This is a genomic window from Streptomyces sp. NPDC056144, from assembly GCF_042264145.1.
Taxonomy (GTDB): domain Bacteria; phylum Actinomycetota; class Actinomycetes; order Streptomycetales; family Streptomycetaceae; genus Streptomyces.
In genome coordinates this window covers 256,289-272,940 of record NZ_JBHJVF010000001.1, presented here as the reverse complement: position 1 = coordinate 272,940, position 16,652 = coordinate 256,289, and the positions used below count along the sequence as shown (strand labels likewise).

Below are 16,652 nucleotides of genomic sequence, written 5' to 3'. Positions count from 1 at the left end.
TCCTAGGAAGCGACGCGGGTACGGATGAGGGAGGTGAGCAGCTCGACCGGCCCGGGCCGGTCGACGGTCGCGAGCAGGTGCCCGCCGGGGACGACACGGTGTCCGAAGGCGCCGCGGGTGTGGGCGGCCCAGCCGGTGAGCCCGCCGGTGGCGAGCATCGGGTCCTCGGCACCGGCCAGGGCGAAGAGGCGGGAGCCGAGGGGGGCGTGCGGGCGGTGCCGGTACGTCCCGCTGACGGCGAGGTCGACGCGGATGGCCGCGAGGGCGCGCTCGGTCAGCTCGGGGTCGGCGAGGACGAGCTCGTCGAGCCCGGTGAGCCGGAGGAGCTCGGCGGCGTCCAGGTCCTTGGTGCGCCGCCCGCTCCACTCGCCCGGGGAGGGCGCGCCGACGGTGACGACGAGCTCGGGACGGCGGTCGGCGGGGAGGGCGCGGGCGACCTCGTACGCGAGGAGGGCGCCGAAGCTCTGCCCGTAGAAGCCGAAGCGTCCGTCGGCGGCGCCGGTGAGGTGCGGGGTGATCGCCTCGACGACGGCGGCGACGAGCCGGTCGAAGTCGGCTGGCATGGGGTGCCGCCCCCTGCCGCCCCGGGCTGGCGGCCGCAGCGCCCAGACCTCGGCGGCGGGCGCGAGGGCGCGGGCGAGCGGGGTGTAGGCGGTGGCGTCGCCACCGGCGTGCGGGAAGCAGAAGAGCCGGTAGGGCCGGTGCGCCTGCGGCGCGGGCACGAGCAGCCAGTCGCCTTCGACGCGGGGGCGGGTGGCCCGGACCGGCGCGGGCGCCACGGCCTGGCGGAGCGGCGCAGACGCCACGGCCTCGCGGACCGCCGCAGACGCCACGGCCTCGCGGACCGCCGCAGGCGCCACGGCCTCGCGGACCGGCGCAGGCGCCGCAGCCTCGCGGACCGGCGCGGGCTCCGAGGACGGGGTCGGTACGGGGGCCGTCGTGGGCGGCGTGGCGGTCGCGCGGCGGCCGTTCTGCGCCGTCCAGCGGCTCAGTGCGGTCGTCATCGGACGGCCTCGCGGCGGGCCGTCAGGGTGGGGCGGGCCTTGGCCGGGCCGGCCGAGGCGGCGCGGCGGACGGCGGCGGTGAAGTCGGCGAGGTCGGTCGCGTCCAGGAGGTGGCGGAGCTGGAGTTCGACGTCGAGCTTGCGGCGGAGCATGTGGACGACGCGGAGGGCGGCGAGCGAGTGGCCGCCGAGCGAGAGGAAGTCGTCGGTGGGTTCGACGCGGTCGACGCCGAGCACCTTCCGCCAGACGTCCGCGACCTGCTCCTCCACTCCTCCCCCGGCCACACCTCCCCCGGCCGCGGGTGCCTCCGGCTCCGCCGCCGGCTTCGGCAGGGCCGCGTGGTCGACCTTGCCGTTCGGCGTGAGCGGGAGCGCGTCCAGGACGGTGACGCTGTTGGGGACCAGGTGCGCCGGGAGCGTGCGGCGCAGTGCGGCGAGGAGGTCTCCGGACGTGATGCCCGCGCCCGTCACGTACCCGGCCAGACGGGGGTCGCCCGGCGCCGCCTCGTACAGCGTGACCGCCGCGCCGCTCACCCCCGTCAGCGCGCCGAGCGCGTGCTCGACCTCGCCCAGCTCGATCCGGAAGCCGCGCAGCTTGACCTGGCGGTCCACCCTGCCCACGTACTCCAGGAGGCCCTCGGCGGACCGTCGTGCCTGGTCACCGGTGCGGTACATCCGCGCGCCGGGCTCCGTCGCGAACGGGTCCGCGACGAAGCGGCCCGCCGTCAGTCCGGCGTTCCCGGCGTAGCCGTGGGCGAGCCCCGGCCCCGCGAGGTACAGCTCGCCGACCGCGCCGGCCTCCGTGACGGGGGCGAGCCGCGCGTCGAGCAGGTAGGCGCGGACGCCCGGCAGGGGTTCGCCGAGGTGCGGGCCGGGGCCGGCGATCGGGGCCGTGATGGCGTCGACGGTGCACTCCGTGGGGCCGTACAGGTTGAGCGCGTCGACGCCTCCCTCGGCGAGCTCGTTCCACGTCCGTACGGGGACGGGCTCGCCGCCCATGAACAGGCGGGGGACGCGGGTGCCCGCGAGCGGCTCGCGCAGCAGGCGCCAGTGCGAGGGGGTGAGGTCGAGGTCGGTCACCTCGTGCTCGGCGAGGAGCCGGGCGAGGCGCGCGGGGTCGGCGCGCCGCTCGTCGTCGATGACGACGAGGGTGTCGCCCCGGCAGATCCGGACCCACTGCTGGACGGAGGCGTCGAAGGAGACGCTGGCGTTCCAGGCGACGACGCCGGGCTCCGGCCGGTACGCGCCGCTGAGTTCGAGCGCGTCGACGAGGTCGGCGACGGCCCCGTGGGACACCTCGACGCCCTTGGGGCGGCCGGTGGAGCCGGAGGTGTAGATGACGTAGGCGGAGTCGAGGGGGTGGGGGGCGAAGGCCGTGGCCGGGCCCTCGGCGGCCGCGTCCGGGCGGACCACCGGCACTCCGGCCGGGACCGGCGGCTCGGCGTCCGCGCTCACCACGGCCGCGAGGCCCGCGTCGGCCGCCATGAAGGCGATCCGCTCGGCCGGGTAGGCCGGGTCGAGCGGGACGTACGCGGCCCCGGCCCGCCACGCGGCGAGGAGGGCGACGGGCAGGTCGGCGGTACGGGCGAGGTGGACGCCGACGCGGTCGCCGCGCCGCACCCCGGCCGCCCGCAGGGCGCGGGCCAGGGCGTCGGTGCGCCGGTCGAGGGCGGCGAAGTCGAGGCTGCCGTCGACGCCGTGCACGGCGGGCCGGGCGGGGTGGGCGGCGGTGGCGGCGCGCAGCCGGGAGAGCAGGTCGGTGGAGGGGAGGGCGTCGGCGGTGGTCGACGACGGCTCGGCGAAGGTGGTCATGTCTCGGGTGCTCCTCGGAGGAAGGTGAAGGGGCGGTGCGCGTGCGGGGCGTGCGGTGCGCGTGCGGGGCGTGCGGTGCGGGCCGTCTCAGGAGGTGCTGCCGGCCACCTCCTCCGCGAGCCGCGCCAGCGCTCCCGCGTACGTGTCGATGAACTCCTCCGCCGTCGCGTCGTCGACCAGCGCCCGCTGGTGGTCGACCGCGAGGAGGACGCGCTGCGAGACGGGGTCCTGGATGAGGGAGGCGCCGAAGGTGAAGCTGTTGGGCTCGTGGCGGTAGGTCGGTTCGGTGCCGATGCGGCCGTCCTCGATGCGGGCGGCGCTGAGCCGGCCGAGCGCGTGGAACCGCAGGTAGCCGAACTGGCTGTCGAGGGCGGTGTCGGCCATCATCCGGGCGAGCCGGGCGAAGGGCACGCGCCGGTGCGGCATCATGTCGAGCTCTTCGCGGTGGACGTGCCGGACCAGGGCGCTGAGGTCGTTCTCGTCGGGTTCGGCGACGAGCGGCACGGTGTTGAGGAACAGCCCGTAGACCTCCGTACCGCCGAGCCGTTCGAGGCGGCCGTTCATGGCGAGGCCGGTGGTGACCCGGCGGCGTCCGGTGATGCGGGCGAGGGCGTGGAGGTGGGCGGCGAGGGCTACGGACTTGACCGGTACGCCCAACGCGTCGGCGACCGTGCGGAGTTGGTCGGGCGCGTCGGGCAGGACGCGTTCGACGGTGCGCGGGAGGTCGTGGACGTCCTCGCTGCCGGGCCAGAGCTGCCCGGTGGCGCCGTCGAGCCGCTCGTGCCAGTACGCCAGGGACTCGCGGTCCGTCGCGGCGGCGCGTTCCACGGCGACGAAGTCGCGGAAGGCGGTGCGGGGCGGCGGGGTGGGCGCGGAGCCCGGGTCGGCGGCGAGCGCGCTGTGCCGTTCGAGGATCTCGGTGAGCAGGGAGGTGAAGCTCCAGCCGTCGAGGATGGCGTGGTGCTCGGAGATGGTGAGCTGGAAGGCGTCGGCGGCGAGCCGCTGCACGGTGATCCGGAAGAGCGGCGGGGCGGCGAGGTCGAAGGGGTGGTCGCGGTGGTGCGCGAACACCTCCCGTACGGCGGCGTCCTGTTCGGCCTCGTCCCTCTCGCGCAGGTCCGCGAACTCGACGGGCGCGGGCAGCGTGCCGTGGACGAGCTGGAGGGGTTCGCCGTAGCCGGAGAGGTCGAGTCCGGTGCGCAGGACGGCGTGCCGGGCCATGGCCTCCTCGACGGAGCGGCGGAGCGCGGTCTCGTCGAGATCGCCGCTGATCCGGTACGAGTTGACGTTGTGGTAGCTGTCGGTGCCGCCGGCGACCTCCATGTGGAAGACCATGGAGAGCTGCATGGACACCATCGGGTAGGCGTCGACGATGCCGGCGGGCAGGTCGGCCCGGTCGTCCTCGTCGACGAGGGCGAAGGGCTGGTCGGCCGTCGGGTCGGCCTCCACGGGCCGTGCCAGGGGCAGGAGTTCGGCGACGGTCGGGGCGTTGAAGACGTCACGGAGGGCGACCTGCCAGCCGCGGTCGTGGAGGGCTCCGGCGAGCTGGACGGCGCGGATGGAGTCGCCGCCGAGGTGGAAGAAGTCGTCGTGGACGCCGATGTCGGCGATGCCGAGGACGTCGGTCCAGACGGCGGCGAACAGCTCCTCCTCCGGTGTACGGGGCTCCACGTGCCGTCCGGCGCCCAGGGTCGGCGTGGCCCGGTCGGGGGCGGGCAGCGCGGCCCGGTCGACCTTGCCGTTGACGGTGAGGGGCAGGGCGTCGAGGACGGTGACGGTGGCCGGGATCATGTACTCGGGGAGCGTGAGTCCGAGGAAGGCCCGCAGGTCGGCGGGTTCGGCGGGGGCGCGTCCGGTGACGTAGGCGGCGAGCCGGTCGTCGTGCACGGTGACGACGCAGGCGTCGATCTCGGGGTGGGCGGCGACGGCGTTCTCGATCTCGCCGAGCTCGATCCGGAAGCCGCGCAGCTTGACCTGGAAGTCGGCGCGGCCGACGTACTCCAGGCCGCCGCCGGGGAGCCGCTTGGCGACGTCGCCGGTGCGGTAGAGGCGGGCGCCGGGCGGCCCGTACGGGTCGGCGACGAAGCGTCCGGCGGTGAGGCCGGGGCGGCCCCAGTAGCCGTGGGCGAGGCTGCCGCCGCCGATGTACAGCTCACCGGGGACGCCGGGCGGGCTGGGCCGCAGCCAGTCGTCGAGGACGAGGGCGGTGAGGTGCGGCATGGCCTCGCCGACGAGGCTGCGTTCGAAGCCCGCGCCGCCCGCGGCGACGTCGTGGATCGTGACGTGGACGGTGGTCTCGGTGATGCCGTAGAGGTTGCAGAGGCGGGCGGGCGGCAGCGGGTCGAGCTCGTGCCAGCGCTGGACGACGCCGGGGTCGAGCGCCTCGCCGCCGAGCATGATCCAGCGCAGGGCGGGCAGGGCGCGCGGGTGGCGGCGGAGCGCCGGTTCGAGCTGGCGCAGGGCGGAGGGGGTGAGGCAGAGGTGGGTGATCCGATCCTGGTCGAGCAGGCCGGCGAACTCGTCGGGCGAGCGGCTGGTCAGGTACGGGACGACGACGAGCCGGCCGCCGTGGAGCAGCGCGCCCCAGAGCTCCCAGACCGTCCAGTCGAAGGCGTAGCTGTGGAACAGGGTCCAGGCGGTGTCCGGGCCGAAGCCGAAGTGGTCCCTGCCGGAGTCGAGGAGGCGGCTGACGTGCTCGTGGGCGACGGCGACGCCCTTGGGGCGGCCGGTGGAGCCCGAGGTGAAGATGAGGTAGGCGATGTCTCCGGGGCGGCCGACGGCGGGCGGGCGGGTGGCCGGGTGGGCGTCGATCTCCTCGGCTCCGGCGGCGAGGTCGAGGGTTGCCCAGGGGCCCTCGGGGGCGCGGTCGGGGCGGTCGGTGAGGACGAGGGTGACGGCGGTGTCGCCGAAGACGAGGGCGGCGCGGTCGGCGGGTGCGGCGAGGTCGACGGGGACGTACGCGGCGCCCGCCTTGAGGACGGCGAGGATCGACGCCGGTACGGCGGCGGTGCGTTCGAGCAGGAGGCCGACGCGGTCGCCGGGGCGGACCCCGCGGGCGATCAGCGCCCGGGCCAACCGGTTGGCGCGGGCGTCGAGTTCGGCGTAGGTGAGCGTGCCGTCCTCGTCGGCGACGGCCGGCCGGTCGCCGTGGGCGTCGACGGTCCGCTCGAAGAGGTGGTGGAGGCACGTTCCGGGGTCGAGCCGGGCCGGCCGGTGCGTACCGCCGTCCGAGGTGAGGCGGAGGACGGTGGCGTCGGGGTCGGCGAGGGCCGCGTCGAGCAGCTCGGCGTAGTCGGCGGCGAGCCGGCGGACGGTCCCGGCGTCGAAGAGGTCGGTGCTGTACTCGGCTTCGCCGCGTGACAGGCCGCCCTTGCCCTCGGAGCCGTCCGTCGACTCGAAGACCGACCAGGTCAGGTCGAACTTGCTGGTCCCGTTGGAGCGGACCCTCCGCTCGGCGGTCGCGCCGCCGAGGGCGAGCGGTGTCCGGTCCTCGGCGTGGGCGCCGAACACGACCTGGACGAGCGGCGGGTGCTGCGGGGTGCGGGTGGTGCCGAGCAGGTCCACGACCTGGTCGAAGGGGACGTCGAGATAGCCGAAGGCGTCGAAGACGCCGTCCTGGAGGTCGACGAGGAGCCGCCGGAAGGTGTCGCGGGGCGCGAGTCGCACGCGGATCGGCAGGAGGTTCACGAAGTAGCCGAGCAGGTCGGCCACTTCGGGGCGGTTGCGGGTGGTGACGGGGGTGCCGATCACCAGGTCGTCCGCTCCGGTCCAGCGCCCCATGAGCAGGGCGAAGGCGGCGAGCTGGACGGTGAAGGGGGTGACGCCCTCCTGCTCGGCGAGCTCCCGCACCCGGGCGGCGGTGCCCGGGGCGAGGAAGAAGGGCTCGGTGGCGCCGCGCTGGCTGCGCTCGGCCGGCCTCGGCCGGTCGCCGGGCAGTTCGAGCAGGGCGGGGACGCCGTCGAGGCTCCGCTTCCAGTGGGCGAGGTGCTCCTCGTAGGAGGTCTGCTGCTCCTCCTCGGCCCAGTCGGCGTACTGGGTGGTGAGCACCGGCAGGACGGCGTCCCGGCCCTCGGTCAAGGAGCCGTAGATCTCGGTGAGTTCGCGCTCGAAGATCTCGGCGGACCAGCCGTCCCAGACGATGTGGTGGACGACGAACAGCAGGGTGGTGAGATCGTCGGCGACGCGGATCGCCTCGGCGCGGAGCAGCGGCCCCGTGCTCAGGTCGAAGGGGACGGCGGACCGCTCGGCGATCAGCTCCTCGGCGCGGTCGGCCCGCCGGGCGTCGGGCAGTGCGCGGAGGTCGGTGACCGCGAGCGGCACGGCGAGGGCGTCGTGGACGTACTGGCGCGGCCCGTCGGGGTGGAGCGCGAAGGTGGTGCGCAGCGCCTCGTGCCGGGCGACGACGCCGTCCAGGGCGCGCTGGAGCAGGTCGAGGTCGAGCGGTCCGGTGACGTCGTACGTCCACGGGGTGGTGTACGTGGTGGCCTGCGGGTCCCAGCGGTCGAGGAACCACAGTCCGCGCTGGAGGCCGGAGGCGGGAGCCGTGCGGAGGACGCTCCCGCCCTCCTGCGGGGCGGTCGGGTCGGCGGACGGGTCGACGGACGGGCTCACGGCCTCGTTCCCTTCACGGAGGGGCGTACGGGTGGGCGGGGGGTCCAGGGGACGGAGGCTCATCGCGCGACCAGCCGCTCGGCGATGGCGCCGACGGTGCGGCCCCGGAAGACCGTCTGCGGCGGGACGCGGGTGCCGGTCTCCTGGGAGAGCCGCATGGCGACCCGTACGGCGGCGAGGGAGTTGCCTCCGAGCCGGAAGAAGTCGTCCTCCGGGCCGAGGTCGCCGGCGAGGCTGAGGATGCTGCGCACGGCGTCGGCGACGAGCCGCTGGTCGGCGGTGAGGGGGTCGGCGGTGAGCGGGTCGGCGGAGCCCGGCGCCTCCTCGGCGGCCCCGCGCTCGGCCGGGGCGGGCAGTGCCCGCCGGTCCACCTTCCCGTTCGGGTTGAGCGGCAGCGTGTCGAGGACGTCGAGCGTCGCGGGCACCATGTGCTGGGGCAGCAGCCCCGCCAGGTGGTCGAGGAGCGCGTCCGGGTCGGGCGCGAGGCCGCCGACCGCGCCGACGGCGGCGGTGACGTAGGCGGCGAGCCGCGCGTCGCCCTCGGCGGGCTCGTACACGGTCACGGCCGCCTCGCCGACGGACGGGTGACGGGTGAGCGCGTCCTCGATCTCGCCGGGCTCGACCCGGAAGCCGCGGATCTTGACCTGGTCGTCGACGCGGCCGGTGATCTCCAGGACGCCGTCCGCCGTGCGGTGGCCGAGGTCGCCGGTGCGGTAGAGCCGCTCGCCGGGCGCGCCGTACGGGGAGGCGACGAACCGTTCGGCGGTCAGTCCCGGCCTGCCGACGTATCCGAGGGCGAGCCCGCCGCCGGCCGCGTACAGCTCGCCGGTGGTGCCGTCGGGGACGGGCCTGAGCCGCTCGTCGAGGACGTGGACGTCCTTGCCGTTCAGCGGGCGGCCGATCGGGATGGAGGAGCCGGCCGCGTCCTCGCGGGTGGCGCGGTGGCAGGTGGTGAGGCCGAGGCTCTCGACGGGGCCGTAGCCGTTGGCGACGACGAGCTCGGGGTACTGGTCGATCGCCTTGCCGACGTGGGTGACGGAGGCCCGCTCGCCGGCGGTGAAGGCGACGCGGACGTCGTCGTACGTCTCCGGGAACTCCTCCAGGAGGAAGTTGAACAGGCTCGCGGAGAGCTGGAGTTGGGTGACGCCGTGGCGCCGGGTCAGTTCGGCGACGGCCTGCGGGTCGGGCCGCTGGCCGGGCTGGAGGACGCAGGTGCCGCCGAAGGCGAGGGCGCCGTAGAGCTCCAGGGCGAAGGCGTCCCAGGAGACCGGGGAGCACTGGAGCCAGATCTCGTCGGGGCCGAAGCGGGCGTAGTCCTGGCCGAGGTACGTGGTGGTGAGGGCGCGGTGCGGGACGGCGACGCCCTTGGGGCGGCCGGTGGAGCCGGAGGTGAACATCACGCAGGCGAGGTCGGTGCCGGTGACGGGGAGGCCCGGGTCGTGGCCGGGGCGGTGCGCGAGGGCGGTCGCCTCCGCGTCCAGGTCGAGGTGGCGGGAGACGGGGAACGGCGGGCTCGCGTGGCGGTGGGTGACCAGCAGGGCGGCGCCGCTGTCGGCGACCGCGCCGGCCAGGCGCTCGGCCGGGAAGTCCGGGTCGAGGAGGGTGTAGGCGGCGCCGGACTTGAGCGCGGCGAGCAGGGCGACGACGAGGTCCGGGCCGCGTTCGACGAGGACGGCGACGGTGTCGCCGCGTCCCACGCCGAGGTCGCCGAGGTGGTGGGCGAGGCGGTTGGCCCGCGTGTTGAGGGTGCCGTAGTCGACACGCTCGTCGCCGGAGACGAGGGCGAGGGCGCCGGGCTCCCGGGCGGCGCGGTCCTCGAAGAGGGCGTGGACGGGCGCCTCGACAGCGGCGGCGAGGGTGCCGAGCCAGGCCTCGCACAGCTCGGCCATGGTGGCGGGGTCGAAAAGGTCGGAGTCGTACTCGAAGCGGCCGGTGAAGTCGGTGCCCCGGTCGTCGACGGAGATCGAGAGGTCGAAGCGGGAGACGGGATTGGAGTGCAGCTCGCGAGTGACCTCGGTGCCGCCGATGGTCAGCGGACGGCTGTCGAGCGGGTGGAGCTCCAGCAGGACCTGGCAGAGCGGGTTGCGGTCCTCGGCGCGGTCGTCGGGGCGCTCCTCCATGACGGCGCCGGCGATGGCGTCGAAGGGGGCCTCCTGGTGGCGGTAGCCGCCGATGGCGACCTCGCGGACGTGCCGGACGAGCTCGCGGAAGTCCGTGGACTCGTCGACGCGGACCCGGAGCGGCAGCAGGTTGACGAAGTAGCCGATGAGCGCGTCGAGTTCGGAGCGCCCGCGGACGCTCACCGGGGAGCCGAGGACCAGGTCGTCCTGGCCGGTGCGCCGGTGCAGGGTGAGCGCGAGTCCGGCGAGGAGCACCATGAACGGTGTCGCGTCCTCGCTCCGGGCGAGTTCCCTGACGGCCTCGGCGACCGGCCGGGGCATCGCGAAGCGGTGGAACGCGCCCCGGAAGGCCTGGAGTTCGGGGCGGGGGCGGTCGGTGGGGAGCGGTGACTCGGTGGGCGCGTCACGGAGGTGCTCGCGCCAGTAGGCGAGCTGCCGCTCGGCGGTGCCGTCCTGCTGCTGCCAGGCGGCGTAGTCCGCGTACTGGACGGGCAGTTCGGGCAGCTCGGAGGGCCGGCCGGCGGCCAGGGACTCGTACAGGGCGGCGAGTTCGGTCTCCAGGACGGCGAGGGAGCCCTCGTCCCAGACGATGTGGTGGCAGAGGAAGAGCAGGGTGGAGGTGGCGCCGGTGCGGAAGAGATGGGCGCGGACGAGCGGGCCGGTCTCCAGGTCGAAGGGCACGAGGGCGGCCTCGGCGATGCGCTCTCCCACGGCGTCGGCGGTGGTCTCCTCGACGGTGAACGGAACCTCCACGGAGGGGTGGATCACCTGCCGGGGGCCGTCCTCGCCCCACGCGAAGGTGGTGCGCAGGGCGCCGTGCCGGGCGACGACCCCGTTCAGTGCGCCCCGGAGCAGGCCGGGGTCGACGGGTCCGGCGAAGCGGAACACCCAGGGCACGACGTAGGTCGGGGCTCCGGGGTTCCATTGATCCAGAAACCACAGTCCGCGCTGGAAGTTGGCCAGGGGCGCGATGTCGTCGACGGTCCGTTCCAGCGCCGGGCGTTCACCTCCGTCCGTGGCTGCGGTGACGGCGGCGGCGAACTCGGCGAGGGTGGGGGCGTCGAAGATGGTGTACGGCGAGATCATGCCGAACACGTCGAAGACGCGGCCGACCACGCGCACGGCGGTGAGCGAATCACCGCCCAGGTGGAAGAAGTTGTCGTCGGCGCCGACCTCGGGGACGCCGAGGACGTCCGCCCAGACGGCGGCGATGAGCTGCTCGGCGGGGGTACGGGGAGGGCGTCGCCCGGCGACGGGGGCGGCGGGCGCGGCCTGCGGGGCGGGGAGCGCGGCCCGGTCGACCTTGCCGCCGCCGGTCAGCGGGAGGGCGTCGAGGACGGTGACGGTCGCCGGGACCATGTGCTCGGGGAGCCGCTCGGCGAGGTGGGCACGGAGCGCGGCGGGGTCGGGAGCGCCGGCGGGGTCGGGAGCGCCGGCCGGGCCGGTGACGTAGGCGGCGAGCCTTCCCTCGTACGCGACCACGACCGCCGAGGCGATCTCCGGCCGCCCGGTGAGGACCTGCTCGATCTCGCCGGGCTCGACGCGGAAGCCGCGGATCTTCACCTGGTGGTCGGAGCGGCCGACGAACTCGATCGCGTCGCCCTCGGCGGGCTGCCGGACGACGTCGCCGGTGCGGTACATCCGGCCGCCGGGCTCGGGGGCGAAGGGGTCGGCGAGGAAGCGGCCGGCGGTCAGGGCGGGGCGGCCGTGGTAGCCGGAGGCGAGGAGGGACCCGCCGACGTACAGCTCGCCGGTCTCGCCGGGAGACACCGGCGTCAGCTTGTCGTCGAGGACGTAGGCGCGGCGCTCGCCGAGGGGCCGTCCGATCGGGACCGTACCCGCGTCCCCGCCGGCCGGGCCCGTCAGCTCGTGGACGGTGGCGGTGACGACGGTTTCGGTCGGCCCGTACGCGTTGAGCAGGGGCACGCCGGTGGCGGCCCACCAGGTCGCGGCGGCGTCCGGGTAGAGCCGGTCGCTGCCGGAGATCATCAGGCGGAGGGCGCGCGGGGCGCGGCCGTACTCCCGCAGGGCGCCGACGATCTCCTGGAAGTACCCGGCGGCGAGGTTGGCCACCGTGACCGCCTCGGAGTCGAGCAGGTCGAGGAGGGCGGCGGGGGCGAGCAGCTGCTCTTCCGGTACGAGGACGCAGGCGCCGGCCGACAGGGCGGTGAGGACCTGCTCAACGGCGACGTCGACGGTGGGGCGGGCGGCGTGGAGCACCACGTCGTCCTCGGTGAGGCCGAAGCGCTCGACGGCGGCGGCCAGGTGGCCGGCGAGGGCGGCGAGCGGGACGTGGACGCCCTTGGGGCGGCCGGTGGTGCCGGAGGTGTAGATGAGGTATCCGGCGGCCGGGGCGAGGTCCTCGCCCTCGGGACCGGTGCGGGTCAGCTCCCCGTCGACGTACGCGAACGTGGCCCCGGCGTCCTCGCGGATCCAGGCGTTGCGCTCCTCGGGCGCCTCCCGGTCCAGCGGCAGGTACGTGGCGCCCGCCCGCAGGGCGGCGAGCAGGCCGACCACGTGGTCGATCCGGTCCCGGCCGGTGACGGCCACCGTGTGTCCGGGCGCGATCCGGGCGGCGAGTGCGCCGCTCAGCTCGTCGAGCTCCCGGTAGTCGACGGTCCGGGTGCCCAGCCGGAGGGCAGGGCGGTCCGGGAAACGGCGTGCTGCGGACATGAAGGCAAAACCGCGAGATTCCATCATCCAACCCCGATGAATTAACGACGCTGTGGGCAGTGAGAAAACGATAGGACGGGGTTCGGGGGCCGATCGGCAGATCCCCGGGAAGGACATCGGCAGTTTCAACTGCCTGTCGGCGAAAAAGAAAGCAGCCCGCCAAGACGCAGTTCAGGCGTCTTGACGGGCTGCTTCCCTCGATCACGAAGAGAAATTCGGTTCAGAATTCGGGCGACCAGACGTCGTCCCTCTCCAGGGCTCCGGGGGAATACTTCCCGAGTGCGCTGATCAACATTCTGATTTCCAGCGCGAGGCATTCCGCGAACCGTACGAGGCCGGCATCCGGGTCCTCGGCCGTGGCGAGCAGGGCCGCCCGGCCGAGGCCCACCGCGCGGGCGCCGAGGGCGAGGCTCTTCACCGCGCGGCCGCCCTCCCACATGCGCCCGGAGACCAGGAGGCAGGGCGGCGGTCCGGCGGCCGCGAGCCGGCGGAGGCACTCGGCGAGCGGCAGGCCGACCTGGGCGGGGAAGGCCCCCGGCGCCCAGCCGGTGCCGCCCTCCGCCCCGTCGACGGTGACGGCGTCCGCGCCCGCCTCCGCCGCCACCCGGGCGGCCTCGGCGACGTCCCGGCCGGGGTGCAGCTTCACCCAGACGCGGGCCCGGGGGAAGTTGTTGCGCATGAGCCGGATCTGCTGGCGCAGGATCTCCGCCGTGAAGGTGCCGGGGGTGCTGGAGCGCAGGACGCGCCCGTCGCCGAAGACGTCGTCGATGCCGTACCGGTCACCGAGCCTGGCGGCCGCCTCGGCGTCGAGGACGGTCATCCCGCCGAGGCCCGGCTTGGCGCCCTGGCCGACCTTCAACTCGAAGGCGAGCCGCCCGGATTCGAGGAGCGGGAGCGCGGCCGGGTCGCTGTAGACGAGGTTCCACACCTCGGCGTCGGCGTCCTCGGTGGACTGCTGGACGGCGACGCCGCCGCGCCCGTCGGGGAGTTCCTCGGCGTAGGCGCGGAGGCGGCCGAGGAGGGCCCGGTCGGCGGCCTCGCCGAGCCGGCCGTAGCCGTTGACGGGGACGACGTTCTCGCCGATCACCATGGGGAGTCCGAGGGCGCCGGCCTGGCGGCTGAGCGCGAGCCCGAGGTCGCCGCCGGCGGCCCGGGTGGAGCCGAGGGCGGAGACGTACACGGGCAGGGAGGAGGTGAACCCGCCGATCTCCGTGGCGAGTTCGACGTCCCGGTAGTCGGGTTCGCGGCCGAGGTCGATCAGCCGGGCGAGCCGCTGGGGCATGAAGACCGGCGGGGTGATCCGCAGCGCGTCGAGCGCGTCGGCCGCGCGCCCGGCGCCTTCTCCCCCGTCCGCGCCGAACAGGGTACGGCCGTACTCGCCGGGCGGCGGGAAGGCCGCGGCGGCACCGGCGCGGGCGCGCTGCCGGACCTCCTCCTCGGGGAAGCCGGGTGCGGAGAGGTCGCTCACGGCGACACCACCCCGGGCACCTTGGGGAAGGCGCTGGCCTGCCAGACGGCGTCGAGGCCGGCGACGTAACGGGTCAGGCGCTCGACGCCGATGCCGAAGCCGGCGCTCGCGGGGACGCCCTCGCGCACGAGGTCGAGGTACCAGCGGTACTTCTGCGGGTTCTCGCCGGTCTCGCGGATGCGGGTGACGATCTCGGCGTAGTCGTTGGTGCGCTGGCTGCCGCTGCACAGCTCGCCGTAGCCCTCGGCGGCGACGAGGTCGAAGTTCTTGAGCAGGCCCGGCGCCTCGGGGTTCTCGCGGTCGTAGAAGCCGCGCGAGCCCTTCGGGTAGTCGGTGACGAAGAACGGCCGGTCGCGCTGGGCGGAGAGCAGGGCCTCGCCGGTCCAGTCGAGTTCGGCGTCCGGGCTCTGCGGGTGGCCGAGCCCCTGGAGCTCGGAGACCGCCTCGGCGTGCCGCATCCGGCCGAACGAGCCCTTGAGGAGCTCGGTGAACGCGTCGACGTCCCGGCCGAGTTCGGCGAAGTCCTTGGGGAGTTCCCGGACGACGCTGTCGACCATGCGGACGACGAGGTCCTCGACCAGCTGCACGGCGTCGTCCCGGCTCGCGCCCGCGACCTCCACGTCGAGCTGGTGGAACTCGGCGAGGTGCCGGCTGGTGCCCGCGGTCTCCAGCGGTTCCAGCCGGACGTTGGGGGCGACGCAGAAGATCTTGTCGAAGGCGAGCAGCGAGGCCTGCTTGTAGAGGATCGCGCTCGTCATCAGCTTGTAGCGGTGGCCGTAGTAGTCGACGTCGACCTGCTTGGAGCCGCGCGAACCGGGGTCGGTGACCGGCCCGATGATCGGCGGGAACACCTCCGTGAAGCCCTGCTCGCACAGGTACGCGCGGGCGGCGGAGATCAGGTGGTGCTGGATGCGCAGCACACTGCGAGTGGTGGGGGAGGTCAGGTGGCGGCCGGGGTCCGGGAGCGCCGCGGGGGCGGAGGGTCCGTCGGTGGTCATGGCGTGGTGAGTCCCAACTCTCGTCGTGGCACGGACGTGCTGCGGGGCGGTACGGGGGTGAGCGGTGCGGGGACGCGGACCGTTTCGCGTACGAGTCCCGTGGTCGGCGGCGCCGGGACCGGAAGCTCGGACACCGGAAGCTCGGACACCGGAAGCGCGGATACCGGAAGCGCGGATACCGGAAGCGCGGCGGCCCGGTCGTCGTAGGTCCGCTGGACGTGGGAGAGGGCGGAGAGCAGCCCGGCCGAGCCGAGGATCGGCGGGCGGGGTCCGGCCGCGCCGAGCCCGGCGATCGGCATGGACCCGGTGTTCGACCAGGACAGCCGCCCGTCGGCCGCGAGCGAGCTGCGCGTCCGGCCGGCGTTGTCGGGGTGGAGGCAGTAGGGCACGTCGAGGTATCCGGCCGCGAAGGCCCGTACGAGCGCGCGGCCGATGTCGGGGTCGAGGTCGAGGACGGCCCCGATGAGCGCCCGCGCCTCGGCCTCGATGCCGGTGTCCTCCACGGGGACCGTACGCGCGGGGGCGGCGGACCGCTCCTGGGCGGCGGCTACCGCGGCCGTCTCCAGGGCGCGGACGTTCTCGGCCACGGTCGGGATGCGGTGCGCCTCGGCGGTCGTCTTCACGATCAGTCGCGCGGCCCCTGCCCGTACCGCGAGCCGGGCGGCGTCCTGGAGCAGCAGCCGGGCCCCGCCGGGTGTCACGGGGAAGACGCCCATGTAGGCGTAGAGCACGACGTGGTGGTCGACGTCCGGCAGCAGTTCGCCGGCCAGCCGCGCGAGGACGGTGAGCGCCTCCTCGTCCTGGCGGGGGTCGGCCTGCTGGGCGTAGCTGAGCGAGACCGACCGCAGTCCGTTCTGCCGGAAGAAGAGCGCTTCGAGCACGCTGACGGCGACGAGCAGGCTCGGCGGGCAGAGCTGCCCCATGAGGCAGCCCCCGAAGGTCTCCAGGTGCGGTTCGGCGCCCGACTCCCCGGCTTCGGCGAGGAGTTCGCAGGCCCGCCGCCAGGCGACGACCGCTTCGCGCAGGGGCGTACGGCTGTACGGGAGGCAGTACGAGACGGGGCCGCCCTCGGTGGCGTCGAGGCCGACCGACAGGAGCGCGCGGATGATGTGCTGCGGCAGGGCGGAGCCGTGCCGCACCTGGACGGGGAAGCGGGCGTCCGCGAGGCCCCGGAGGACGGCGCGGGTGGTGTCCGCCGGATGGGTGGCGAGGGGGTAGCCGTTGAGGCCGACTCCCTCGGCGAGGGCGCGGCGGGCGGCGGCGAGGTCGCCGGTGCGGGTGTAGCTGTCGAGGGTGAGGGTGCCGACGGTGACGGCCGAGGCGCCCCGGGTGGCGAGGAGGCCGTCGCGCATCCGCGCGGGGTCGGCCATGCCCATGCGGGGCTGGACGACGAGCTGTCCGGCGGCCCGGGCGGCGGCGACGAAGCCGCCGAAGCCCCGCGCGTTCACAGCAGGACTCCCGACGGCGCCGCGGCGAGCGAGCCGACGAAGGACCGGAAGTCGGCCACCGACCGTCCCTCCTCGAAGACCCCGTCGAAGCCGGCGGCGAGGAGTTCCCGCCGGCGCTCGGGGGCGCCGGAGCCGGCGATGCCGAGCTTGCCGCCGATGACCGTCGTCGTACGGGCGAGCTCGGGGCAGGCGCGCAGGGCGGCGATCACGCGCAGCCCGTCGTGGAAGCCGTGGCCGTTGACGCTGCTCAGGACGATCAGGTCGGGGGCGTTCCTGCGGCACTCGGCGACGAGGAGCTCGTCGGGGACGCAGGCGCCCAGGTTGGTGACCCGGTGGCCGAGCTCCTCCAGGAGCAACTGGAGGAAGAACAGGTTCCAGGTGTGCGAGTCGGAGGCCATGGTCGTCACGACGACGTCCAGACCGGTGCCGCCGGTCCCGGCGGGCTCTCCGTACTGCTCCACAGCGTGTTGCTGGTCCACGGCGCGAACCTCTGTGTCGGTGGTGAGGGTGGGTGACATG

General features: G+C 74.9%; 8 protein-coding genes. All 8 read right to left on the bottom strand.

Features of this window, described 5'->3' with window-relative positions:
• Positions 1–2: 2 nt before the first annotated feature.
• The 8 genes from ACFC0Z_RS01195 to ACFC0Z_RS01160 all read right to left on the bottom strand — a co-directional run bounded on the left by ACFC0Z_RS01195 (position 3) and on the right by ACFC0Z_RS01160 (position 16,612).
• Positions 3–1,004: a thioesterase domain-containing protein gene (locus tag ACFC0Z_RS01195; RefSeq protein WP_376431428.1), complete on the bottom strand. Its 1,002-nt coding sequence runs from the start codon at positions 1,002–1,004 to the stop codon at positions 3–5.
• On the bottom strand, positions 1,001–2,815 hold the full coding sequence (locus ACFC0Z_RS01190) for a non-ribosomal peptide synthetase (protein ID WP_376431426.1): 1,815 nt from the start codon (positions 2,813–2,815) through the stop codon (positions 1,001–1,003). The genes ACFC0Z_RS01195 and ACFC0Z_RS01190 overlap by 4 nt, the downstream gene beginning before the upstream one ends.
• An 87-nt stretch (positions 2,816–2,902) precedes the next feature.
• Positions 2,903–7,426, bottom strand: coding sequence for an amino acid adenylation domain-containing protein (locus ACFC0Z_RS01185; RefSeq protein WP_376431424.1), 4,524 nt, complete (start codon positions 7,424–7,426; stop codon positions 2,903–2,905).
• 59 nt (positions 7,427–7,485) lie between these two features.
• A complete protein-coding gene (locus tag ACFC0Z_RS01180; protein ID WP_376431422.1) occupies positions 7,486–12,219 on the bottom strand; it encodes an amino acid adenylation domain-containing protein in 4,734 nt (1,577 codons plus the stop codon).
• 220 nt (positions 12,220–12,439) lie between these two features.
• Positions 12,440–13,687 (bottom strand): glutamate synthase-related protein, encoded by a 1,248-nt coding sequence (locus tag ACFC0Z_RS01175; RefSeq protein WP_376431420.1) that lies wholly within the window; start codon positions 13,685–13,687, stop codon positions 12,440–12,442.
• A complete protein-coding gene (locus ACFC0Z_RS01170) occupies positions 13,684–14,685 on the bottom strand; it encodes an asparagine synthetase A (protein WP_376431418.1) in 1,002 nt (333 codons plus the stop codon). Before ACFC0Z_RS01170 ends, ACFC0Z_RS01175 begins: the two co-directional genes overlap by 4 nt.
• A complete protein-coding gene (locus ACFC0Z_RS01165) occupies positions 14,682–16,133 on the bottom strand; it encodes a methylaspartate mutase (protein WP_376431416.1) in 1,452 nt (483 codons plus the stop codon). The genes ACFC0Z_RS01170 and ACFC0Z_RS01165 overlap by 4 nt, the downstream gene beginning before the upstream one ends.
• Positions 16,130–16,612, bottom strand: a complete 483-nt coding sequence (locus ACFC0Z_RS01160) for a cobalamin B12-binding domain-containing protein (protein ID WP_376431414.1) — start codon at positions 16,610–16,612, stop codon at positions 16,130–16,132. The genes ACFC0Z_RS01165 and ACFC0Z_RS01160 overlap by 4 nt, the downstream gene beginning before the upstream one ends.
• Positions 16,613–16,652: the final 40 nt, after the last annotated feature.